Source organism: Trinickia sp. LjRoot230, assembly GCF_964253315.1.
Taxonomy (GTDB): Bacteria; Pseudomonadota; Gammaproteobacteria; order Burkholderiales; family Burkholderiaceae; genus Trinickia.
In genome coordinates this window covers 2,938,392-2,960,371 of sequence record NZ_CAXUQX020000001.1, presented here as the reverse complement: position 1 = coordinate 2,960,371, position 21,980 = coordinate 2,938,392, and the positions used below count along the sequence as shown (strand labels likewise).

The following is a 21,980-nucleotide window of genomic DNA, read 5'->3' as shown; positions in this document are numbered from 1 at the left end:
GTTTGAGTTAAGGCTCGCTCAGGGTTGGGCTGTACTGCGACGGTGGGTTGACACTTTCTGCGCGTGCACGTGCGCCGGAGCGCCCGGTGCAATCCGCCCTTGTTCGAGCAAATACGCATGCCCGGCGACGCGCATGGCGTCCCGCCCGCTATCGTGCTGTGCCGCGATCAGTACGGCGAGCCCTTGCTCGTTCAACTGCGCAATCAGTTCGACGATGTCCTCCGCGATATCGGGCGGCAGCCCCGCGGTGGGTTCGTCGATCAGCAGCAGCGTCGGACGGAACATCAACGCGCGCGCGATGGCCAGCAGTTGCTGTTCGCCGCCGGACAGCTTGCCGGCACTTTGCGCGGCGAGCGACTTGAGGCGCGGAAAGCGTTCGAAGAGTTGCGAGGCGTCGGCTTCCACGCGCGGGCGATCCGGCTCACGCCACACGCCTGCGAGCAAGTTGTCGCGCACGGACAGATTGCGAAACAGCAGGCGGTTATGCGGCACGAACGCGATGCCGCGTGCGACGATCTCGTTGGCGCGCTTGCGCCTGATTTCTTCGCCCGCGAAACGGATCGAACCGCGCTTCGGACGCAAGATGCCGGCGACGGTCATCAGCAATGTGGTTTTGCCGGCGCCGGGCGGCCCGAGCACGCAAGCAGTCGAGCCTGCGGCGAGCGAGAGCGAGATGTCGTCCAGCACATCGTGTTTTCCGTGTGCGGCGCAGAGCGCTTCGATATGTAACAGCGGCGGGCAGATCAAGCGTCACCTCCAGTCAAGCGCGTCGTTCTTGGGATTCGGCAGCGCGCGGTAGCGGCGATTTCACCCGACGCAACGTTTCTTAACAACTACTAGAAATCGCTGGCTAGCGGCAAAAAAGCGTATCGTCCTCGCATTGGCGTGGGCGCAAGGTAAAGGAGAGTCGATGCGGGAGAGGGAGGAACTCAAGGAACTCGAGATGCCGGCTCGCGCGCAAGCGGCGCCGCTCGAGCCCGCGCCGTTGAGACTCGGCACGCAAGACGGCAGCACGATCGGCGGCTTTATTTGGCGCGGCAGGCAAACGGCGGGTGAGCGCTCGGTCGCGATCGTGAACCCTGCGACTTCCGTGCGCTGCCGTTATTACTTTCGGTTCGCGGCCTACCTTGCCGAGCGCGGCGTCGACGTTATTCTTTACGACTATCGCGGTATAGGCGAATCGCGGCCCGCTCAGCTTGCCGGCTTTCGCGCCACGTGGCTCGACTGGGGCCAGCTCGACTTCGAAGCGGTGTTGCAGTTCGCGCGCGGCGCATTTCCCGGCAGGCCCATCGATGTGGTCGCGCATAGCATCGGAGGCTTCGTGCTCGGGCTCGCCCCGTCCAATCATGTGATCCGGCGCGTGTTCACGATGGGAGCACAGTATGCCTACTGGCGCGACTACGCGGCCCGCGCTCGGCTTGCGATGTGGCTCAAATGGCATGTCGTCATGCCGGCGCTCGGTGCGCTGTTCGGCTACGTGCCCGCGGCGCGGCTTGGCTGGATGGAGGATACGCCACACGGCGTGGCGCTTTCGTGGAGCCGCAGCACGGCGCGCTTCGACGAAGCCTATCGTCGTGGGCCGCTCGCGCTGACCGAACAACAGCGCGCGCGTCACGTCCAGCAGTTCGCGCAATTGCGTGCGCCGCTGTTGGCGTTGAGCGTGACCGACGATCCGTTCGGAACCGTCCCGGCAATCGAACGGCTGCTGGCCTATTTCACCGGCAGCGCGGCCTGCACGCATATGCGATTGGCGCCCGAGCGCATAGGCGTCGATGACATCGGGCATTTCGCGTTCTTTCACCGTCGTTTCGAATCCGCGCTGTGGCCGCTCGCGCTGCAATGGTTGACAAACGGCTCGTTGAGCTCGGACTGGGCCGATACGATTGTTTCGCAGCGCGGCGATGCACTCGCTGCCAATCCTCACTCTGTGCACGACGCAAGCGATTGCGCCGTCTTGCTGGCTCGACCATGAAAGGCGTTCAATTTCGATCGGACCCAACCCGCGCTTACGAGACGGCGCTCGTCGATGTGCCGCGCGCCAATGCGGCCGGCGTCGAAGTGCTGTGCGTCGCGCTCGATCTGAGCGCGCCGCTCGACGCGCCGCAACTGGCCGCACTAGACGAGAGCGAACGCGCGCGTGCCGCGCGCTTCTTGCGTCATGAAGATGCAGTGCGCCATGCCGCGACGCGAGCGGCGTTGCGCGAAGCGCTGGCCGAGCGCCTTGCGCAGCCGGCGCATGCGTTGCAACTGGAACGCGACGAGGCGGGCCGGCCTCGGCTTGCCGGGCCGTTGGCGCAAGCGCTCGATTTCAACGTTTCGCACACAGGGCAATACGCGCTGATCGCGATTTCTGCCACGCGGCGTGTCGGTGTCGATATCGAGCTGCGGCGCGAGGCTTTCGACTGGCGTTCAGTAGCGCGCAGCGTCTTCACGTCGGCCGAGTCCCGCTATGTCGAGTCGCTGCCCGAAGCCTCGCGCCAGGCTGCGTTTTACGACGCTTGGGCCGCCAAGGAGGCGCTCCTCAAAGCGCTGGGCGTGGGCATTGCCATCGCGGGCGGGATGCCCGGGTTCTCGGTACTCGGCCCCGAGCATGGCGAAGGGTGTACGCCACAGGTGCGGGTCGGCGTGCGCGTAGCCGACGCGAATGCCGACGCCGCCCATGCCACTATTCACGCGGCCGAAGGAGTCGAGCGGTTTGACGCCGTCTGGTGCGCGGCGCCGCAGGGCTACGCGGCCTGCGTAGCGTGGTCGCACGTCGTGCGGGCCACCGCCGTTTGAACGCGGCGCCGCGCCGCGCGTGCGGTCGTGCCTGTGCTACCTACCGCTACCTACCTGTTGCCGTTGCCGGACTCATCAGCGGTTGGCGTGTTGCGCACGGCGTCGGCGAAGCGCTCCAGCGCGGCCAGCGAGCCACTTACGCTCACATATTCCTCGTGGCCGATTTTCGCCTCGAGCAGCACGGCCATGCCGGATTCCCTTGCCAATTCAATGAGGTCCATCTGTCGCTGTCCTTGCGTTTTCTTCATGAATGAGTGCATGAATGCGGTCGCTCGTCTTTCCAACTTTTCGTCCCGCCCTCGATTAAGCACACCTCGTACCCGCGACGCCCACGCGTTGGCATCGATGATCGATGCTCCGCGTCGGTGCGGCTTTTCGCATGGGAAGGCCCTGAGCGGGTGCATGAGTCGGCCGTCTGAAGCCGCTTCAAACGCGCCGAATCGGTGCATTCGTCCTACTTGAGGTGGGACCGGGGCCGCCGATTTGCTTATGCGACCGACCCGATCTTATCTAGACAACTATCGACCCAGCGGGTTGACCTAATTTACAGTCGATGAGCGAGGCGTTCGCAGGACATGAGATGGATAAAAACCAAAACCTCATATGGAAAGGGCAAGAAAGCGAAAGAGAAAAGTACGTTGCACCATCGTGGAAATCCCCGACGACGAATTTGTAAAAACGAGTTGTCTATACAAGATGGCGAGACTAGACTGCTACGTCATTGATAGATGCGACAGGATTTTTCATGATGATGCTCACGCCGGGCCACCTGAGCCTCGCACAATTGCGCCGCCTCGCCCGCGAACCCGTGACGCTCGCGCTCGACCCGGCGAGCCATGCCGCCATCGACGCGTGCGCGAACGCCGTGGCCGAAATTGCTGCCGAAGGTGCACCGGCCTATGGAATCAATACCGGGTTCGGCCGTCTTGCCAATACCCATATTCCTCACGATCAGCTCGAACTGCTCCAGCGTAATTTGGTGCTCTCGCATGCGGTTGGCGTAGGCGAGCCGATGCCAGCGCCGGTCGTGCGCCTTTTGATCGCGCTCAAACTATCGAGTCTCGGGCGCGCGCATTCAGGCATCCGGCGCGAAGTGATGGACGCGCTGATCGCCCTTTTCAACGCCGACGTGCTGCCTGTCATTCCCATGAAGGGCTCGGTCGGCGCCTCGGGCGATCTCGCACCGCTGGCGCATTTATCGGCCGCGCTGCTCGGCATCGGCGAAGTACATGTGCGCGGCGAGCGCATCAGCGCTTCGGCAGGCCTCGCGCTTGCCGGGCTCGCGCCGCTCACACTGCAGGCCAAGGAAGGGCTGGCGTTGCTCAACGGCACGCAGGCCTCCACCGCGCTTGCGCTTTACAACCTCTTCGCGATCGAAGATCTTTTTTGCACGGCGCTCGTCTCCGGCGCGCTGTCCGTCGATGCCGCGGCTGGTTCCGTCAAACCGTTCGACGCCCGCATTCATGCGTTGCGGGGCCATCGCGGCCAGATCGATGCGGCCGCCGCGTATCGCGCGATACTCGACGGCTCCGGCATCAACTTGTCGCATCGCGATTGCGGCAAGGTGCAAGATCCGTACAGTTTGCGTTGTCAGCCGCAGGTGATGGGTGCCTGTCTCGACCAGATGCGTCACGCGGCGGGTGTGCTGTTGATCGAAGCGAATGCGGTGTCCGACAACCCGCTGATTTTTCCGGACACGCACGAAGTGCTCTCGGGCGGCAACTTCCACGCGGAGCCGGTGGCGTTTGCCGCCGACAACCTGGCGCTGGCGGCGGCCGAGATCGGCGCGCTTGCCGAGCGTCGCATCGCGTTGCTGATCGATGCGACGCTGTCTGGCCTGCCGCCGTTTCTGGTGAGAGATGGCGGTGTGAACTCCGGCTTCATGATCGCGCATGTGACGGCCGCCGCGCTCGCCTCCGAGAACAAGACGTTGGCCCATCCAGCATCGGTCGATTCGCTGCCGACTTCGGCCAATCAGGAAGATCACGTATCGATGGCGACATTCGCCGCGCGCAAGCTCGCCGATATCGCCGACAACACCGCTCACATTCTCGCGATCGAATTGCTTGCGGCCGCGCAAGGGGTCGACTTGCGCGCGCCGAACCGCACGAGCCCGGCACTGCAGCGCGTGATGGAGGTCGTGCGCGCTGAAGTGCCGCATTACGAACTTGACCGCTACTTCGCCCCCGATATCGCGGCAATCGCGAAGCTCGTGCGAGACGGCGCGATTGGTGCCGCGTGTCCGTTTTCGTTCGAATCCACCGTGCAGGCCGAAGCCGACTGCGAAGCCGCATCGAGATGAATTCCCCCGCGTATCAAGGCATCAAGGACTTCATCCTTGCGCGCATTCATGCGGGCGAATGGGGCGAAGGCGACCAGGTGCCGTCGGAGAACGAGCTTGCTCGCGAATTCAAAGTCGCGCGCATGACGGTCAACCGCGCGTTGCGCGAGTTGACGGCTGAGCAGGTGCTCACGCGCGTGCAGGGGGCGGGTACCTTCGTCGCGCGGCCGAAGTATGAATCCACGCTCGTTGCCATTCGCAGTATTTCCGACGAAATCGCGGCGCGCGGGCATCGTCATCGCGCGAGCGTGCTCGCACTCGGCGCGACCGTGGCCGATGCCGCACTGGCTGAGGAGATCCAAGTGAAAGCGGGCAGCCCGATCTTTCATTCGCGGCTGCTGCATTTCGAAAATGATGAACCGGTGCAGCTCGAAGAGCGTTGGGTGAACCCGGCCACTGCACCCGATTACGCGCTGCAGGATTTCACGCAGATCACGCCGAATCAATATCTCGTGCGGGTGGCGCCGCTTTCGCGCGTCGAGTACCGCATCGAAGCGGCGCGGCCCGAACCCGAGACGCGCGCGCATCTGGCGATGGCAGACGGTGAACCGTGCCTCGTGCTGCATCGGCGTACATGGACGCGCAAGCTCGTGGCCTCCGTCGCCAATCTCTGGCACCCGGGTGAACGCTACCGTTTCACCGGCCATTTCTGAACTTGAACTTGAACTTGAACCTGAACTCGTACCGAACCGAACCCATCGAACGCTAAGCAAGGAGAGCGCCGCTCATGAACGATCAAGAATTCGCCGATCCGCGCTTCGACGCGTCGCGCACGGTGCGTGCGCCGCGCGGGCCGAACAAGACCTGCAAGAGCTGGCTGACCGAAGCGGCTTACCGGATGATCCAGAACAACCTCGACCCTGAAGTGGCCGAGCATCCGCATGCGCTCGTCGTCTATGGCGGGATCGGGCGCGCCGCGCGCAATTGGGCGTCGTTCGATCAGATCCTCGCCTCGCTTAAAACGCTGAACGATGACGAGACGCTGCTGATTCAATCGGGCAAGCCCGTTGGCGTATTTCGCACGCATGTCGATGCACCGCGCGTGTTGTTGGCCAATTCCAATCTCGTGCCGCATTGGGCGACCTGGGATCACTTTCATGAGCTCGATCGCAAGGGCTTGATGATGTACGGGCAGATGACGGCGGGCAGTTGGATCTACATCGGTTCTCAGGGCATCGTGCAAGGCACGTACGAGACGTTTTACGCGGTCGCTAATCAGCACTTCGGCGGCAACGCGAAAGGCCGTTGGATTCTGACGGGGGGGCTCGGCGGCATGGGCGGCGCGCAGCCGCTGGCCGCAACGATGGCGGGCTTTTCGATGATTGCGGTCGAGTGCGATGAAACGCGTATCGATATGCGGTTGAAGACGCGCTATGTCGATCGCAAAGCCAAGACACTCGACGAAGCGCTCTCGATGCTCGAAGCGGCAAAGGCGAGCGGCCAGCCGGTTTCGGTCGGTCTGCTCGGCAATGCCGCCGATGTGTTCGGCGAATGCGTGGCGCGGGGCATCACGCCCGATTGCGTCACGGATCAAACCAGCGCGCACGACCCGATCAACGGCTACCTGCCGCAGGGCTGGACGATCGAGCAATGGCGCGAGGCGCGCCATGCCGATCCGCAAAGCATTGTGACGCCGGCCAAGCAATCGATGGCTGCGCAGGTTCGCTCGATGCTTACGCTGCAAACGCGCGGGGCCGCGACGCTCGACTATGGCAACAACATTCGCCAGATGGCGCAGGACATGGGCGTCGAGAACGCGTTCGATTTTCCGGGGTTCGTGCCGGCCTACATTCGTCCGCTTTTCTGCGAGGGTAAGGGGCCGTTCCGGTGGGTCGCGCTGTCGGGCGACCCGGAGGATATCTACAAGACCGACGCCAAGGTGAAGGAGCTGATCGCCGACGACTCGCACCTGCATCGGTGGCTCGACATGGCGCGCGAGCGCATCGCGTTTCAAGGGCTGCCCGCGCGCATTTGCTGGGCGGGCGTCAAAGATCGCTACCGGCTCGGGCTGGCGTTCAATGAGATGGTCGCGCGCGGCGAACTGAAAGCGCCGATCGTCATCGGCCGCGATCACCTCGATACCGGCTCCGTCGCCAGCCCGAACCGCGAGACCGAAGCCATGCAAGACGGCTCCGACGCCGTGAGCGACTGGCCGCTGCTGAACGCGCTGCTCAATACGGCCGGTGGAGCGACGTGGGTGTCGCTGCATCATGGCGGTGGGGTGGGGATGGGGTTTAGCCAGCATGCGGGCGTTGTGATTGTCTGCGACGGCAGCGAGGCGGCCGCGCGCCGCATCGAGCGCGTACTGTTCAACGACCCGGCGACCGGCGTGATGCGCCATGCCGATGCGGGCTACGCGCTCGCGCAGCGCACCGCGCGCGAAGTCGGCCTGAATTTGCCGATGCTTGGGCGCTGACGAGCATGGCCGCCGTCATGCAAGCATGCGGAGCCTTTGCCGCGACTTCGCTCGCGCGCGGTGCGCAACTCGATGCCACGCCCTGGCGGAACGGCGGCGGCACCACACGGGAGCTCGCCGTTTTTCCGCCGGGCGCCGGCTTCGACGACTTCATCTGGCGCCTGAGCGTGGCCGATATCGAACGCTCGGGGCCGTTTTCCCGTTTTGCGGGTGTCGACCGGACGCTTGTGCTGTTACGCGGCGCCGGCATGCAACTCATCGATCGGCGCGGCGTGTCTCACGCGACGCTGCCCGCGCCCTATACCTACGCTCGCTTTCCGGGCGAACTCGAGTTGCAGGCCGAACTCACGGACGGCCCGACGCGCGACTTCAACCTGATGGTGCGACGCGGCCAGGCATGCAGCGCATGCGAGTTGTGGTACGGCGCGGGTGCCCACGTTCTCGACGCCGACGTTGCGTTGATCTTTTGCGCGCAAGGCACGCTCGACGTGACGATCTCGGGCATCGCACCGATGCGGCTCGATGCGATGGACATGCTGCGCATCGATGCGCCAACGGCTCTGCCGTGCTTGATAGCAGGCGAGGGAACAGCGATCGGCGTTGGCATCTGCGTCGAGCGCGCCGACGACGTTTCGTGATTTGGATACGCGCGTTGGCGCTTGTTTTTCTCGGGTCCTTACGATGAACGATCTGGTCTGGCAGCACCTCGATCTTTGCCCGCACGGCAACCCCGACGAGACGATTGCCGATGCGGCACTTGCCGTGCGCGACGGCACGCTCGCCTGGGTCGGCGCGCGCAGCGAGTTGCCGGCGGCGTTCGTCGCATGGCCGCGCGAGGACCTCGGCGGCGCGTGGGTGACGCCCAGTCTCGTCGATTGCCACACGCATCTGGTATTTGGCGGGCATCGTGCCGACGAGTTCGCGCAGCGGCTCGCGGGCGTCAGCTACGAAGCCATCGCGCGAAGCGGTGGGGGCATCATGTCGAGCGTGCGCGCCACGCGTGCTGCCGACGACGCTTCGCTGCTGCATGCCGCGGGCTCACGGCTTGAAGCGATGATCGCGCAAGGCGTTGGTGCCGTTGAGATCAAATCGGGCTATGGCCTCGATCTGGCCAGCGAGCGCAAGATGCTGCGCGTGGCGCGCGAGTTGGGCCGGGGCTATCCGGTGGCGGTCTATACGACGTTTCTCGGCGCGCATGCATTGCCGCCCGAATTCGCCGGGCGCGCTGATGACTACATCGATGAAGTCTGCGAACGCATGCTGCCGGCGCTCGCCGACGAGGGGCTCGTCGATGCTGTCGACGTGTTTTGCGACCGCATCGGTTTCACATCCGCGCAAAGCGATCGCGTGCTCGAAGCGGCGGTGCGTCGCGGCCTGCCTGTAAAAATGCATGCCGAGCAACTGAGCATGATGGGCGCCGCGGCGCTCGCCGCGCGTTATGGTGCGCTATCGGCCGATCATCTCGAGTATCTGGACGAAGCCGGCGTGGCGGCGATGAAAGCAGCCGGCACAGTCGCGGTGCTGTTGCCCGGGGCCTACTACTTCATTCGCGAAACGCAGTTGCCGCCCATCGATTTGCTGCGCCGTTACGGCGTACCGATCGCGCTTGCCACTGACTGCAACCCCGGCACGGCGCCCGTGACATCGCTCGTTGCCATGCTCGGCATGGCCTGCACGCTTTATCGCTTGACGGTGGCGGAGGTCTTGCAAGGCGTCACCTGTCACGCCGCGCGCGCGCTCGGACAGAGCGCGCGCCATGGTGCGCTCGAGGTTGGACGCCAGGCGGACTTCGTTGCGTGGTCTGTCGATACGCTGGCCGAGCTCGCCTACTGGATCGGCCGTCCGCTCGCGGCGCGCGTCGTACACGCCGGTGTGACCGTCCACACCGAGCGAAGCAGCTTCGATGCGACAGGGCAGCCGCAGCAACAGCGAGACGCCGGGAGCCGCGCATGAGCACGACCGAGGCATTGCATGGCAGCTCGCACGCACTTTTCGCGATGCATGCTTATCTGCCTGATGGCTGGCGGCGCAACGTGCTGTTGCGATGGAACGACGCGGGCGCATTGACGAGCGTGCTCGCCGACGCGATGCCACCGCCAGATGCTGCCCATGCGTCGGGGCCCATCATGCCGGGCATGCCGAACGTCCATTCGCACGCGTTTCAGCGCGCGATGGCCGGCTTGACCGAATATCGGGGCGACGCCCGCGATTCCTTCTGGAGTTGGCGCGATCTGATGTATCGCTTCGCCGCGCGCATCACGCCCGAGATGCTCGATGCGATCGCCTGCTGGCTTTATATCGAGATGCTGAAAGCGGGCTACACGTCGGTCTGCGAGTTTCATTATCTGCACCATGCGCCTGACGGTGCGCCTTACGCGAACCGGGCAGAGTTGGCCGAGCGCGTGACCGATGCGGCGGCGCGCGCGGGCATCGGGCTCACGATGCTGCCGGTGCTCTATCAACACAGCGGCTTCGGTGCGCGCGCGCCGCGCGCGGATCAGTGCCGTTTCGTGAACACGCCCGAGGCGTTGCTCGATCTGCTCGATGCATTGCGCCGCGCGCGGCCCGAACATGGCGGGCTGACCTATGGCGTCGCGCCGCATTCGCTGCGCGCGGTGTCGCCCGAGGGGCTACGTGCGTTGCTCGATGGATTCAGCGCGCGCTTGCCGCATGCGCCGATCCACATTCACATCGCCGAGCAAACGGGCGAGGTCGACGAATGCCTGACCGCCACGGGTGCGCGGCCTGTTGCGTGGCTTTTCGATCATGTCGATGTCGACGAGCGCTGGTGTCTTGTGCACGCCACGCATCTCGATGACGCGGAAACGGCGGCGCTTGCGCGCTCCGCGGCCGTGGCGGGGCTGTGCCCGACGACCGAGGCGAACCTTGGCGACGGCGTGTTCCCGGCGCAAGCGTATCTCGACGGTCACGGACGTATCGGCATCGGCTCGGACAGTCATGTTGCCGTTGATTGGCGAGCGGAACTGCGTCTTGCCGAATACGGTCAGCGCCTCGTGCGGCGCGTGCGCAACGTGCTGGCCAGTGAGCGCCGCAGACAAGTGGGCGAGCGGCTCGTCGATGCCGCGTTGGCTGGTGGCGCGCAGGCGACTGGGCGCGCAACGGGCGCGCTGCGCGCGGGCTGCCGTGCTGACTGGCTCGTGCTCGATGCGTATCATCCGAGTATCGACGGACGCCCGCCTGGGAGTTGGCTTTCCGGCATCGTCTTCGGCGAGCACGGCGAGACGCCGATCAGCGACGTCCATGTGGGAGGGCGCTGCGTGGTCCGGGCGCGCCGGCACGTGGATGAAGCGCAAGCCTATGCAGCCTACCGGGCGGCCGTCGCGGCATTAATGAACGACTGAGCATGCTGGGCGCTGCGCAACGCAACCGAGCCGACCATGAACACATTGACCGAACCAGCAATCTTCGCTTTGCGTCGCGGCAACCTGCCGCTTCTGATTTCGATGCCGCACGTGGGCACGCATATTCCTGGCGACGTCGCGGCCACGATGACCGATGTGGCGAACGCGCTCGACGACTGCGATTGGCACCTCGAACGTCTTTACGCTTTTGCCGCTAGCCGCGGCGCTTCGATGTTGGTGCCGACGCATGCGCGCTATGTGATCGATTTGAACCGGCCGCCCGATAACGCGAATCTCTATCCAGGGCAGGACACGACAGGCTTGCTGCCGGTCGACACGTTCGACAAAACGCCGCTTTACCATCCCGGAGGCGAACCGACGCCGGGCGAAATCGAACGGCGCCGCGCCCGCTACTGGCAACCCTATCACGATGCGTTGGCGCAGGAACTCGCGCGGCTCAAGGCCTTGCATGGCAAGGTGCTGCTGTGGGAGGCACACTCGATTCGCTCGACGGTGCCGCGTTTTTTCGAGGGCCGCCTGCCCGATTTCAACTTCGGCACCGCGAACGGCACGAGTGCCGCTGCGACACTCGCCGACGCGCTGGCGGCGACGGTGTTGCGCCACGGCGGTTATACCGCGGTGGCGAACGGGCGGTTCAAGGGGGGCTATATCACGCGCCAGTACGGCAGGCCGGGCGCCGGGGTACATGCGCTGCAGCTCGAACTGTCGCAGATTACCTACATGCATGAGACACGGCCGTATGCGTACGACGACGAACGCGCCGCGCGCATCGAGCCGCTGCTGGAAACACTGATCGAAGAGGCGCTCGTGCGGGTGGCGGATTCGGCATAGGCCATCGATGACAAGCAGCGATTGTCGCTTGACGATTTGAACGTTCCCCGATAATGTGTCGCCCCATGGCCGATTCCGATTTCAATCATCCTGGGGCGCTGGTGCGCCAGAACTGCCTTGAGCGCTTCAATCTGAGCGTGACCGAGGGGGCCGCCGTTTTGGGCGTGAGCCGGCAGGCGTTGACCAATTTGCTGAGCGGTAAGGCCGGCATTTCACCCGAAATGGCGCTGCGGCTCGACAAAGCGTTCGGCGGGGGCGCGGAGACCTGGTTGCAACGGCAATTGGTCCATGACCTGGCCAAGGCACGCGAGCGGCTCGACGAATTGAACGTGATGTCGATGGCTCAGCAGCGTCAACGCTCGCTGTTCTGAGTGAGGCGCTGCACTACTCACGCGCGCAGCTCGCTCAAAATTTGTCCGGCGAGAAATTCGCATTCCGGGCGCTTGGACCCCGCGCTGCGCGCGAGTACGATTTCGAGCGGCGGCAGTGCCGGCAACCCTTGCGCCCGGCCCAACTGCACCAGGCGTTCGGGCAGCGCGCACCGCGCGATCGGCGCGATAGCCAGCCCGGCCTCGACCATGCTCAGCAAACCCAGCAAGCTCGGGCTTTCATAGGATGTGCGATAGGCGATACGTGCGCGCTTGAGCGCGCGAATGGCGTTGGCGCGGGCCACGCTGCCCGTGGCGAACACGGCGATCGGCAACGGGCGCTCCTTCCATAAGGCGTCGCCGCGCGCGGCACCGGCCCAGACCGTTGGCTCGAGGCGAATGAATTCGCCGCGCACGCCTTTGACGCGTGTCATGCACGCAAGGTCGATCTTGTTTTCCTTCACGAGCGAAACGAGCGCATGGCTCGGCAGCCCGATCACCTGTATTTCCACCTTCGGATAGGTCGCGGAGAACTTGCGCAACACGCCCGGCAACAGTGACGACGCGTAGTCATCGGGCACGCCGATCACGACGCGCCCTTTGACGTCGGGATGTACGAGCGCGGCCCATGCCTCGTCGCGCAAGGCGAGCATACGCCGTGCGTATTCGACTAGCACTTGCCCCTCCTGAGTCGGCACGACGCTACGCGCGCGCCGCACGAAAAGCGATTTGCCGAGCGCCGCTTCGAGCGATTTCACCTGCATGCTGAGCGCCGATTGCGAGCGATGCACGAGCACTGCGCCGCGCACGAAGCTTCCTGCATCGGCCACGGCAACCACCATCGAAAGAACGTCGAGATCGAGTGTTTTCATCGTTAAATGACCCATCAGAAAAGCTGATTGATTGAATCAATATAACGCGTTTGTCTGAATGGACGTCGGTGGGCATACTAAAAATCGGCAAACCCCGAGACCTACTAATCTACCTACCATGCCAATGACGCAATCTGCACGCTACGACGCGTTTGTCGCGAAGCGCGTTTCGATCGACATGACCCGAGGCAAGCCCGCACCCGACCAGCTCGATCTTTCGCAAGCGCTGATCGACGAGGCCGGCACAGCCGGATACCGCTCGCGCGATGGCATCGATTGCCGTAATTACGGGCATTTGCTCGGGCTACCCGAGGCGCGCGAATTGGGCGGAGTGCTGCTCGGGTTGCCGGCATCGCAGGTGGTGGTGGCCGGCAATTCGAGTCTCGAGCTGATGCACGACGCAATGGCGTTCGCCATGTTGTTTGGCGTGCCCGATGGCGAACCGTGGCGCAAGCTTGATGACGTCGCCTTTCTTTGCTCGGTGCCCGGCTACGATCGGCACTTTGCAATTTGCGAAGCGCTCGGCATTCGCATGATCGCGGTGCCGATGCGCGAGGACGGCCCCGATATGGATTTCGTGGCCGCGCAAGCCGCGTCGGACGCTGCGATCAAGGGCATCTGGTGCACGCCGCTTTACAGCAATCCCACCGGGACGATTTATTCGGACGCCGTCATCAACCGATTGGCGTCGATGCCGACTGCCGCGCCCGACTTCCGCGTGTTCTGTGACGATGCGTACCGCTTCCATCATTTGACGGAACGCCGCCATGCGAGCGCCGATGTCGTCGCCGCGTGCGTGGCGGCAGGCCACCCCGAACGTGCATTGGTGTTTGCTTCGCTGTCGAAGGCGACGTTTGCCGGGGGTGGAATCGCTTTTCTCGCCGCGTCGCCGCGCAACATCGATTGGTGGCAGCGTCATTTGTCGGTTCGTACGATTGGGCCGGACAAGCTCAATCAACTCAGACACGTGCGCTTTATACGCGATCAGGCGAATCTCGCGCGGTTGATGGACCGGCACCGCGCGTTGCTGCGTCCGAAGTTCGAAGCGGTGCTGACGACCTTCGATGCACTGCTGGGCGGTGTGCCCGATGTCTGGTGGACCCGGCCCGCAGGCGGCTATTTCATCAGTCTTTACACACCCAAGGGGTTGGCGCGGCGCACCGTCGCGCTGGCGCAGCTTGCCGGCATCGTTTTGACGCCGGCAGGTGCGGCGTTTCCGTATCGTGTCGACCCCGAGGACAGCCATTTGCGCATTGCGCCGAGTTTTCCGACCTTGGCGGAAATCGAACTCGCTGCTGAGGGTATCGCGCTCGCGTTGCTGCGGGCGATTGAAACGCGTGAATAACGCTTTCGTGGAGATGGCGTGCCACAACGCGACAGACGTTGAGCGAAGTCAAAAACGTGACACGCGCTGCCGCAAGCAGTCGGTTTTGATTTTGGGTCTGGAGTAAACCGCTGTCGAAGCTGCTGCAAGTTAGAACTGTGCCGCAGTGGCAACACTTGTTCGAAGGCGCCAAGCGACGCCCGAAGCTCGTCACATTCGCTCGAGCGCGGCAGCTCCACCGGGGTGAAGCAGCTGCTCATCTGCAAATCGGCCTGCAATTCGGCATGAATGCGATAGCGTCGCGAAAAGCGATGCGAAACCCGAGCCTCACGAGCGAAACACTGGCACAGTGAGACGATGAAATCGCGCGGGCAACTCAAAGGCCACTGCCCGACTGCTGGTCGCTATGTGCCGTTTTGCTTACGCCTTGCGTCTAGCCATATTCGCGTATCCGGTGGCAGTCTCAGGGCGCTTCCTCCGAGTTCCTCGTCGACGTTGATCTGGGTGAGCAATTCGCGCGCGGCTGCTTGCTCGCCCTCGGGAAGCGTCCCAATCTGCGCGGACAGCGCGGCGTGAACATTGGCAAGGTCCATCACATGATCACAGAACGCCTTTTCGGGGCAAAGCCAGTAAAAGTCGATTACGCCCCGGGCCGCTTCCGCAGTTTTCTCAAACATAAAAAAGCGACCCCCCGCGTTCATCCTCCCGACTTGGTTCGCCAAGGCGGCGAGCGGTCTGCTACGCAGCTCGGCGTCGATTGAACCCGGGAACGGCGCATCAGGATCGGCCAGTTTGGTGAAGACTTCCTCGATTTTTGAGCGTTGAGCCTTGTCCGGGAGGCGGGGCATCGTGTTGGCGAATTGCGCGATTGCTTCCGCGCGTGCGTACTTCAACCTATCACCCATGGTTTTATCGAATCGACGCACCGCTGAGCTTGTTCGCAAGCCCACCAGGAAGTCTCCCAGCCCTCCCACGATATGTCGCTTCGTCGGCATCGCAGCGTTCGCTGGCGTTCCGGCGCCGGCTTGCTCGGAACCACCAGACGCTGCGCGGCCGGCGTCCCCGCTACCGGACACGAATGGGTTTTTCATGCGAGCTCCGTCAGTTCGACACGTGTAAGCCTGCAATTTGGCATGGACGAGATAGTGCCGGAATGAGCGATGCGAACCCCGCGCTTGACGAGCGAAACAGCGTTGCACCGCACGAATTGATGCGCTTCGAGTTCGAATTGATGCGGTGGCGCTATCGCCGCGGCAGGAGGGATATAGCCCAGCGGTCCCATGAGCCGATGATGGTTGAACCAAGTGACCCATTCCAGCGTCGCCAATTCGACCGACTCACGCGTTTTCCACGGCGCACGACGATGAATGACGAATACCCGCCGTGATGCTCTTGCATCATGCGCACAGCACGTTCGCGGACTTCGAGGTCGCTAAGTGCGAGGCGCCCATTTCTGCGCGCTTACGATCATTCGTCATAAGTGCTGCGAGCAATACGACTGCTGCGGGCGATTGAAACGCCTGACACGTTCGGCGCTTGAACCCCTTCAACGCGCAACACGCGTGGCGAGGAATTCGCCTTCAACCCGCCACGTGTCTCCATCGATATCGAGCGCTTCACCGATCCAATGAAAGCGATCCTGTTCGATTTCGGTAAAGCGCCAGCGCGTTGCCTGTCCGTTGGGGCGCGCGCCCGTTTGAACGATATCGGTGCCCACGCGCCGGCCGATCTGTGTCTCGCGATGATCTCTTGCCGGATTGCACCACTCGATGCGCCACGCTCGTAATTGCGGGTCCCAGTGGCGCAGCGTGATGCCGTACATGTTCATCGCTGGATCTTGCGGAGGCCGCGCGCCGCGTGCAGGCATGATCCAGACGTCGCCGATCGCGCGGCCTTCGAGAATCCAGCTAAAGTGTGTCTCGGCCGTCATGCCCTGGCCGGCCAAATCGACACCGCGATAACGCAACACCTCCAGCGACCAACTGCCGACGAGCCAGCCATAGACGTCATCGGCCTCGTCGATATCGGCCGCGCGGCCCGGCGCGGCCAGCGCGCTCAGAAATGCGTGCGATGCTTCGTTTGACGCATGAAATGGCTCGGATTCGATACGATGCATGAGATTGCTCCTATTCGTTGACTCATTGATTCATTGGCTCATCGTTTGACCGACGCGCTGCCTGGCGGCGCATGTTCTATAACGATGTTATGCAAGCGCCGGAGGCAAATCTTGGTAAAAATTGCGGTCGATCTCGATGTGGCATTGATTCGGCGGCGCGAGGCGGGGGAGCCTTCCGGCACGGCCCCGCGCAGGCTTGCTGCCGGTGGCGGCTGGGAAGCGGCCGACGTGCTATGCACGCACGGCCCGGGCGATGCGCCGTTCGAGGAGCGGCACGCGCGGGTGGTGATTGCGCTTGTCGTGGCCGGCGCGTTCGAATACCGGACGTCGACGGGCCGCGGCCTGATGACGCCCGGCTCGCTGATGCTCGGCAATGCGCACGATTGCTTCGAATGTGGCCACCGGCACCGTGAGGGCGATCGCTGCATCGCCTTCCGTTTTACCCCTGAGTTTTTCGAGCGCACTGCCGCGGACGCCGGTGTCCGCACGCAAGGCGCGCGTTTTCGACTGGCGCGTGTTGCACCGTCGCGCGCGCTCGCACCGTTTGTTGCCAGCGCTTGTGCGCGTGTCGCGCGCGAGAGCACGCAGGGCTGGGACACGTTCGCGTTGGCGTTAGCGGCGCATATGCTGCGTCAGGCGAGTGGGCTGCCCGCGCACGATATGCGCGCTATTCCCGCTGCGATGCTCGCGCGCGTGGTCGATGTGCTCCGCGTGATCGACGACGCGCCCGATGCGGCACTCGACCTCGAACGATTGGCCAGACTGGCGGGCCTGAGCCCTTACCATTTTCTGCGCACGTTCGAACGCGCCACCGGCACCACGCCGCATCAATACATCGTGCGTGCGCGACTAAGGGCCGCGGCGCAACGTCTGGTCGAGCACCCGGCGAAAATCATCGATGTCGCGCTCGAAAGCGGCTTCGACGATGTATCGAACTTCAATCGGGCGTTCCGCGCGGAATTCGGCACGAGCCCCCGCGCCTACCGTGCACGGCTGCTGAGCTGATCGACCGTGACGGTGACTGTGACTTTGATGCGTGGATTAAAACGGAGCGCCGGCCGAATCACTGCGCTTGCTTTCGTCCTGTTCATACTGCTGCCATCGATTGCCGTGCGCGCGCATGCCGAGCAACCGCTGGAGGCCCCGGCGACAATCGAATCCGACGTCCATCGCTTCATCGTCCAGCGCGATGGCACCGTCGAGGAATACGACGACACGACATTGCGCGCGAACACTGCGAGCGGCGTCGATGCCATCGCGCAGCACTACGTCTGGTTTGATAAGGACTCCGAAAAGTTAGTAGTCCTGAAAGCTGAATCGATCGACCCCGAAGGCGGCGTGCATCCGGTGGGGCCTGAGGCCATTCGCGACGTTCAGCAGCCGCGTGCGGCCGGCGCACCGATGTTTGAGGACGGCGTGCTTCGCACGCTGATCTTTCCTGGCGTCGAACCGGGTTGGCGCATCCACGTCGTGTTTCATAAGGTGCGTGCCGTGCCCGTTCAACGGGACATGTTCAGTTACTACGTCGAGCCCACCCGCGAGCCTGTCGAGCATCAATCGCTCGTTTTCGATCTGCCCGCCGACATGCCGCTGGCGGCCGACGCCCGCGGCTACGAGGGCGAGCCGCCCGTTACGGAGGGCGGCCGCACGCGCTATGTGTTCGACTATCGCCATGGCCCTTACCCACCGATCGAGCACGGTGCCGTTGGCTACGCGCAGGATGGCGATCGGCTGATGGTGACCACCGTGTCGAGCTTTGCCGCTTTCGCGAAACGCTATCGCGACGGTGCGCGTGACGCGAGCGCAAGCGACCCGGCGGTCATCGCGCTCGCGCGCACGTTGACCGCCGCGGCGCCGGACGCATCATCGAAAGCGCGCGTGTTGTACGACTGGATGCGCATGAACATTCGCTACGTGGCGCTGTTTGTCGGCGAAACAGCGGCACGGCCGCACCGCGTGATTGACGTGCTGCGCAACCGCTACGGCGATTGCAAGGACCACGTCGCGCTCTTCGCGGCGCTGCTCGCGGCCGTCGGCATTCGCAGCGAGCCCGCGTTGATCGGGCTCGGTGCCGTCTATAACTTGCCTGAGGTGCCCGGCTATGGCGCGAGCGCGATTAATCACGTGATCGTCTGGATTCCCGAGCTCAAGCGGTTTGCCGATACGACGGCAGGCGGCATCGCATTCGGATACTTGCCACCGGGTGTGATGGATCGCCCCGCATTGCTCGTCGACGAAGGGGTGCTGACGCGCACGCCGGCCGTCGAGCCGCGCGAACGGGCCGCGCGTCTGCAGATCGACGTCGACGCCGACGGGGCAGGGCACTACGCTTATCGCGTGGAAGACAGCGGTTGGCCAGCAGAGATCGAGCGCAATGTATTTCGCCGCGCAACGCGCGAGCGCGTGCAGCAAATCGCCTACGAGCGGCTGCGCAACAGCGGCATGCGTGGCACCGCGACGATTGCGACGGACGACGTGCGGCTGACTCAGGGGCCGTTTGCCGTATCGACGACAGGCACGTTCGATCACCTCACGTGGCCTGACGGAATGACGGGGGTCCCCGCCATATCGAGTCTTGCGGGCGGCATTGCGACGCAAGTACAGGACTGGCTCGCGGCGGGGGTACGCACGCAACCGTTCGTCTGCATCGGTGGCCGCTTCGACGAAGCAGGCGAGATTGCATTGCCGGCCACGCTGCGTGTGGCTTTCGTACCAAGCGGGATCACGCTCGACGCCAGCGGCGTGCATTACGTGTCGCACTATGTATTCGATCCCGTTACGCACGTGGTGCAAGTTGAACGATCGTTGCGCGCGACGTTCGGCAAACAAGTTTGCAGTCCTAAGGAATTTGCGGCGATGCGCGGCGCGCTTGAACGGATTGAACGCGACGCGCTCGCGCAGATCATCGTGCAAGGCATGTCGCGATCCGAAATTGACGAAATGTCTAAGGCTAGATAATATGTGTAAATGGCAAATCTGAGGCAAGAGCACAAAACGCTGATCGCGCATTTGAAGCAGATCGCAGGCGCGTTGGGCGAGACGTTCGCGCCGTTTTGCGAAGTCGTCGTGCACGATTTGCGCGATCCCGAACACACGGTCGTTGCGATTCACAACAATCTTTCAGCGCGCGAGTTGGGCGACCCGCCAACGGAAGTTGGGCTGGCCCGCATCGACGATGCGCACTTCCCCGAGATCGTCGCCAACTACGCGAACCGTTTGCCCGACGGCAGGCAGGCAAAAAGCACTTCAATCGGGCTGCGCGATTCGAAAGGCCATTACGTTGCTGCACTGTGCCTGAACATCGACTTGACGCTTTTTAGCGCGCTCGAAAACGTGTTGCATCAGTTTGGCGCGACGAATGCCGGGGCGAACATCAGCGAGTCGCTGGAGGGCGGCGGCGCCAGTGCCCTTCGTGCACGCATCGACGCATTCGCCGCGCGCCTTGCCACCACGCCGCGCGCACTGAAAGCCGAGGACCGCCGTGCGCTGATGCGCGAGCTCAAGGAGTCGGGAAGCATGGAGATACGCCGCGCGATGGAAGTCGCCGCTTTGCATCTCGGCGTCTCGCGCGCAACGGTCTATAACGACGCGAAATTCGATTCACCGAATGGATGATGATCCGATGCTGACACTTCCTGTTTATGCCGACGTTGCCGCGGCGGCCGGGCGCATTGCCACAGTTGCCCATAAGACGCCCGTGCTGCGCTCGCGTACCGTCGACGAAGCAACGGGTGCGCAGGTGTTCTTCAAGTGCGAGAACTTTCAGCGCATGGGTGCGTTCAAGTTTCGCGGTGCGTTCAATGCGCTTTCGCAATTCGATGAACGGCAACGCCAAGCGGGCGTCGTCACGTTTTCCTCGGGCAATCACGCTCAGGCTGTGGCACTGTCCGCGCGGCTGCTCGGCATCCCGGCCACTATCGTCATGCCACTGGATGCGCCGGCCGCGAAGGTCGCGGCAACCAGGGGCTACGGTGCCACTATCGTCACCTACGACCGCTATCGTGAAGACCGTGAGCAAATCGGCCGCGAACTGGCACAACAGCGGGGCCTCACGCTGATTCCGCCTTACGATCATCCGCATGTCATCGCCGGGCAGGGCACTGCGGCGAAAGAACTGATCGAGGAAGTGGGCGAGCTCGATGCACTTTATGTCTGTCTCGGCGGCGGCGGGCTACTGTCCGGCTCCGCGCTCGCGGCGCGTGCGCTTGCGCCCGCGTGCAAGGTCTACGGTGTCGAGCCGGAAGCGGGCAACGACGGGCAGCGCTCGCTGCGTTCAGGCACGCTCGTCAGCATCGACACCCCGGCGACGATCGCCGACGGCGCACAGACGCAGCACCTCGGGCAATACACGTTCGAAATCATTCGCCGCGATGTCGACGACATCGTGACCGCGTCCGATGACGAACTCATCGAATGCATGCGCTTCTTTGCAGAGCGGATGAAGATGGTCGTGGAGCCTACCGGCTGCTTGTCGTTCGCGGCGGCGCGCCGTGCCGACATCGCAGGCAAACGTGTGGGCATCATCGTGAGCGGCGGCAATGTCGATCTGGCGCGCTATGGGGCATGGCTTGCTGGTTGAGCCCGACTTCCGACTTCCGACCTACACCGTTGCGGAGCCGGTGCTCGCGGTAACGGCAACTACATTGCGACGCGGAGCGCTTGCCGATAGCCTCATCATGTGACGCAGCGCCATCATCGCGCCAATCGCCTCGAGCACGGCCGCGGGCACCCACATGATCAGCCCGCCGAGACTTTGATCGAGCACCGGCGGTATCGATGTAAATGCGCGGCCGCAAAGCGTGAAGATCGGATAGAGGTCTTGCGACGAAAACGCGATGATGGCGCCGACCAGAATTTGCGGGGTCATCGTGATCACCGGCGAGAGCACGCGCACGCCGGGCCGCGTGCGGCTAGGCGGGCTGCGGCGGTGATCGAGCAACATCCACCAATAGAGCAGGCCGCTCGCGGCCACCGTCCAATTCATCAGCGTATAGAGACGCCAGTCGAGCATCGCCACGAATTGTACTGACGGAATGAGCCAGAACACGACCGAGACGACGAACGCGAGCGAGATCACGCTCGGGTTGAGCAAGACCGCTGCGGCTATACGCGCGGCTCGCGTGCGCTGTTGACGCCGCAATACGCGGCGCGCGTTGAGCCCGAGGCCGGCGCGCAAGACGTTACCGGGATACGACGACATCAGTACGAGCGGCGCGAGATGGTGCAGTACCAAGTGCTGCAGCCGGTGGATGAAGAATTGATGCTCGGCGTAGTAATCGAGGCGTGTGTGCAGCGCGGCGTAAAACAACACGAGCCCGGTCCAGAACGCGGCTTGTCGTGCAAACGTCACCGGAATGCGGCGCGCGCCGCGCGCATAGAGCAGTGCCGTTGCGACGAAAAGGGCGACGAGTACGGGAGACGGCTCCCATGGTTCGAGCAGACTGATGAAATACATGACGATCGTGATCCGGCGTTCGATGAGCGTTGCGAGCCTCTGCGCGTGCGATATTAACAGGCCTCGCGCGCAGCGGCGGCTCGTGAACGGATGAAC

Annotated in this window: 21 protein-coding genes and 1 pseudogene; 15 read left to right on the top strand and 7 right to left on the bottom strand. The window is 63.6% G+C overall.

Annotation, left to right across the window (positions count from 1 at the left end):
* Positions 1 to 18: 18 nt before the first annotated feature.
* Positions 19 to 747: an ABC transporter ATP-binding protein gene (locus tag ACSQ20_RS13440; RefSeq protein ID WP_436020697.1), complete on the bottom strand. Its 729-nt coding sequence runs from the start codon at positions 745 to 747 to the stop codon at positions 19 to 21.
* A 163-nt stretch (positions 748 to 910) separates the two neighbouring features.
* Here ACSQ20_RS13440 and ACSQ20_RS13435 point away from each other — a divergent pair, with 163 nt between their 5' ends.
* Together ACSQ20_RS13435 and ACSQ20_RS13430 are read left to right on the top strand one after the other, a co-directional pair.
* Positions 911 to 1,972, top strand: coding sequence for an alpha/beta hydrolase family protein (locus ACSQ20_RS13435; RefSeq protein WP_436020695.1), 1,062 nt, complete (start codon positions 911 to 913; stop codon positions 1,970 to 1,972).
* Positions 1,969 to 2,778, top strand: coding sequence for a 4'-phosphopantetheinyl transferase family protein (locus ACSQ20_RS13430; protein WP_436020693.1), 810 nt, complete (start codon positions 1,969 to 1,971; stop codon positions 2,776 to 2,778). Before ACSQ20_RS13435 ends, ACSQ20_RS13430 begins: the two co-directional genes overlap by 4 nt.
* Before the next feature lie 50 nt (positions 2,779 to 2,828).
* Here ACSQ20_RS13430 and ACSQ20_RS13425 read toward each other — a convergent pair whose 3' ends face one another.
* Positions 2,829 to 2,999, bottom strand: coding sequence for a hypothetical protein (locus ACSQ20_RS13425; RefSeq protein WP_436020691.1), 171 nt, complete (start codon positions 2,997 to 2,999; stop codon positions 2,829 to 2,831).
* Positions 3,000 to 3,523: 524 nt separating this feature from the next.
* Between ACSQ20_RS13425 and hutH the strand changes: the two genes are divergently transcribed.
* From hutH to ACSQ20_RS13385, 8 genes are all read left to right on the top strand, one after another.
* Positions 3,524 to 5,080, top strand: coding sequence for a histidine ammonia-lyase (hutH, locus tag ACSQ20_RS13420; RefSeq protein WP_436020689.1), 1,557 nt, complete (start codon positions 3,524 to 3,526; stop codon positions 5,078 to 5,080).
* On the top strand, positions 5,077 to 5,772 hold the full coding sequence (gene hutC / locus ACSQ20_RS13415) for a histidine utilization repressor (RefSeq protein ID WP_436020687.1): 696 nt from the start codon (positions 5,077 to 5,079) through the stop codon (positions 5,770 to 5,772). The genes hutH and hutC overlap by 4 nt, the downstream gene beginning before the upstream one ends.
* 74 nt (positions 5,773 to 5,846) lie before the next feature.
* Positions 5,847 to 7,535 carry a urocanate hydratase gene (gene hutU, locus ACSQ20_RS13410; protein ID WP_436020685.1) on the top strand — a complete coding sequence of 563 codons (1,689 nt, stop codon included), beginning with the start codon at positions 5,847 to 5,849 and terminating at the stop codon, positions 7,533 to 7,535.
* Positions 7,536 to 7,540: 5 nt separating this feature from the next.
* Entirely contained in the window at positions 7,541 to 8,173 is a 633-nt protein-coding gene (locus tag ACSQ20_RS13405; RefSeq protein ID WP_436020683.1) for a HutD/Ves family protein, read from the top strand.
* A gap of 43 nt (positions 8,174 to 8,216) precedes the next feature.
* Positions 8,217 to 9,488 carry an imidazolonepropionase gene (gene hutI, locus ACSQ20_RS13400; RefSeq protein ID WP_436020681.1) on the top strand — a complete coding sequence of 424 codons (1,272 nt, stop codon included), beginning with the start codon at positions 8,217 to 8,219 and terminating at the stop codon, positions 9,486 to 9,488.
* Entirely contained in the window at positions 9,485 to 10,897 is a 1,413-nt protein-coding gene (locus ACSQ20_RS13395) for a formimidoylglutamate deiminase (protein WP_436020679.1), read from the top strand. The genes hutI and ACSQ20_RS13395 overlap by 4 nt, the downstream gene beginning before the upstream one ends.
* A gap of 36 nt (positions 10,898 to 10,933) precedes the next feature.
* Entirely contained in the window at positions 10,934 to 11,749 is an 816-nt protein-coding gene (gene hutG, locus ACSQ20_RS13390; RefSeq protein ID WP_436020677.1) for an N-formylglutamate deformylase, read from the top strand.
* A gap of 65 nt (positions 11,750 to 11,814) precedes the next feature.
* The gene (locus ACSQ20_RS13385) at positions 11,815 to 12,120 is read left to right on the top strand and encodes a HigA family addiction module antitoxin (protein ID WP_436020675.1); all 306 of its coding nucleotides are present in this window, start codon (positions 11,815 to 11,817) and stop codon (positions 12,118 to 12,120) included.
* Positions 12,121 to 12,137: 17 nt separating this feature from the next.
* Here ACSQ20_RS13385 and ACSQ20_RS13380 read toward each other — a convergent pair whose 3' ends face one another.
* Positions 12,138 to 12,989 (bottom strand): LysR substrate-binding domain-containing protein, encoded by an 852-nt coding sequence (locus ACSQ20_RS13380; RefSeq protein ID WP_436020673.1) that lies wholly within the window; start codon positions 12,987 to 12,989, stop codon positions 12,138 to 12,140.
* 124 nt (positions 12,990 to 13,113) lie between these two features.
* Here ACSQ20_RS13380 and ACSQ20_RS13375 point away from each other — a divergent pair, with 124 nt between their 5' ends.
* Positions 13,114 to 14,334 carry an aminotransferase class I/II-fold pyridoxal phosphate-dependent enzyme gene (locus ACSQ20_RS13375; protein WP_436020671.1) on the top strand — a complete coding sequence of 407 codons (1,221 nt, stop codon included), beginning with the start codon at positions 13,114 to 13,116 and terminating at the stop codon, positions 14,332 to 14,334.
* Positions 14,335 to 14,717: 383 nt separating this feature from the next.
* Here ACSQ20_RS13375 and ACSQ20_RS13370 read toward each other — a convergent pair whose 3' ends face one another.
* The 3 genes and pseudogenes from ACSQ20_RS13370 to ACSQ20_RS13360 form a co-directional block, all read right to left on the bottom strand.
* Complete coding sequence (locus ACSQ20_RS13370; protein WP_436020669.1) at positions 14,718 to 15,308, bottom strand: hypothetical protein; 591 nt, start codon at positions 15,306 to 15,308, stop codon at positions 14,718 to 14,720.
* Between the two features lie 245 nt (positions 15,309 to 15,553).
* Positions 15,554 to 15,685: pseudogene (locus ACSQ20_RS13365) on the bottom strand (IS3 family transposase); the annotation flags it as partial.
* Positions 15,686 to 15,859: 174 nt separating this feature from the next.
* Positions 15,860 to 16,429, bottom strand: coding sequence for a hypothetical protein (locus ACSQ20_RS13360; RefSeq protein ID WP_436020667.1), 570 nt, complete (start codon positions 16,427 to 16,429; stop codon positions 15,860 to 15,862).
* 111 nt (positions 16,430 to 16,540) lie between these two features.
* Here ACSQ20_RS13360 and ACSQ20_RS13355 point away from each other — a divergent pair, with 111 nt between their 5' ends.
* Genes ACSQ20_RS13355 through ACSQ20_RS13340 form a run of 4 tightly spaced genes read left to right on the top strand, consistent with a single transcriptional unit; the run spans position 16,541 to position 21,008 of the window.
* On the top strand, positions 16,541 to 17,434 hold the full coding sequence (locus tag ACSQ20_RS13355) for a helix-turn-helix domain-containing protein (protein WP_436020665.1): 894 nt from the start codon (positions 16,541 to 16,543) through the stop codon (positions 17,432 to 17,434).
* A 27-nt stretch (positions 17,435 to 17,461) separates the two neighbouring features.
* Positions 17,462 to 19,387 carry a DUF3857 domain-containing protein gene (locus ACSQ20_RS13350; protein WP_436023093.1) on the top strand — a complete coding sequence of 642 codons (1,926 nt, stop codon included), beginning with the start codon at positions 17,462 to 17,464 and terminating at the stop codon, positions 19,385 to 19,387.
* 9 nt (positions 19,388 to 19,396) lie between these two features.
* The gene (locus ACSQ20_RS13345; protein WP_436020663.1) at positions 19,397 to 20,044 is read left to right on the top strand and encodes a helix-turn-helix transcriptional regulator; all 648 of its coding nucleotides are present in this window, start codon (positions 19,397 to 19,399) and stop codon (positions 20,042 to 20,044) included.
* A 7-nt stretch (positions 20,045 to 20,051) separates the two neighbouring features.
* On the top strand, positions 20,052 to 21,008 hold the full coding sequence (locus tag ACSQ20_RS13340) for a threo-3-hydroxy-L-aspartate ammonia-lyase (RefSeq protein WP_436020661.1): 957 nt from the start codon (positions 20,052 to 20,054) through the stop codon (positions 21,006 to 21,008).
* Between the two features lie 21 nt (positions 21,009 to 21,029).
* On the opposite strand, the gene ACSQ20_RS13335 is transcribed toward ACSQ20_RS13340, so the two are convergent.
* Positions 21,030 to 21,884, bottom strand: coding sequence for a cytochrome c oxidase assembly protein (locus tag ACSQ20_RS13335; protein WP_436020659.1), 855 nt, complete (start codon positions 21,882 to 21,884; stop codon positions 21,030 to 21,032).
* Positions 21,885 to 21,980 lie beyond the last annotated feature (96 nt).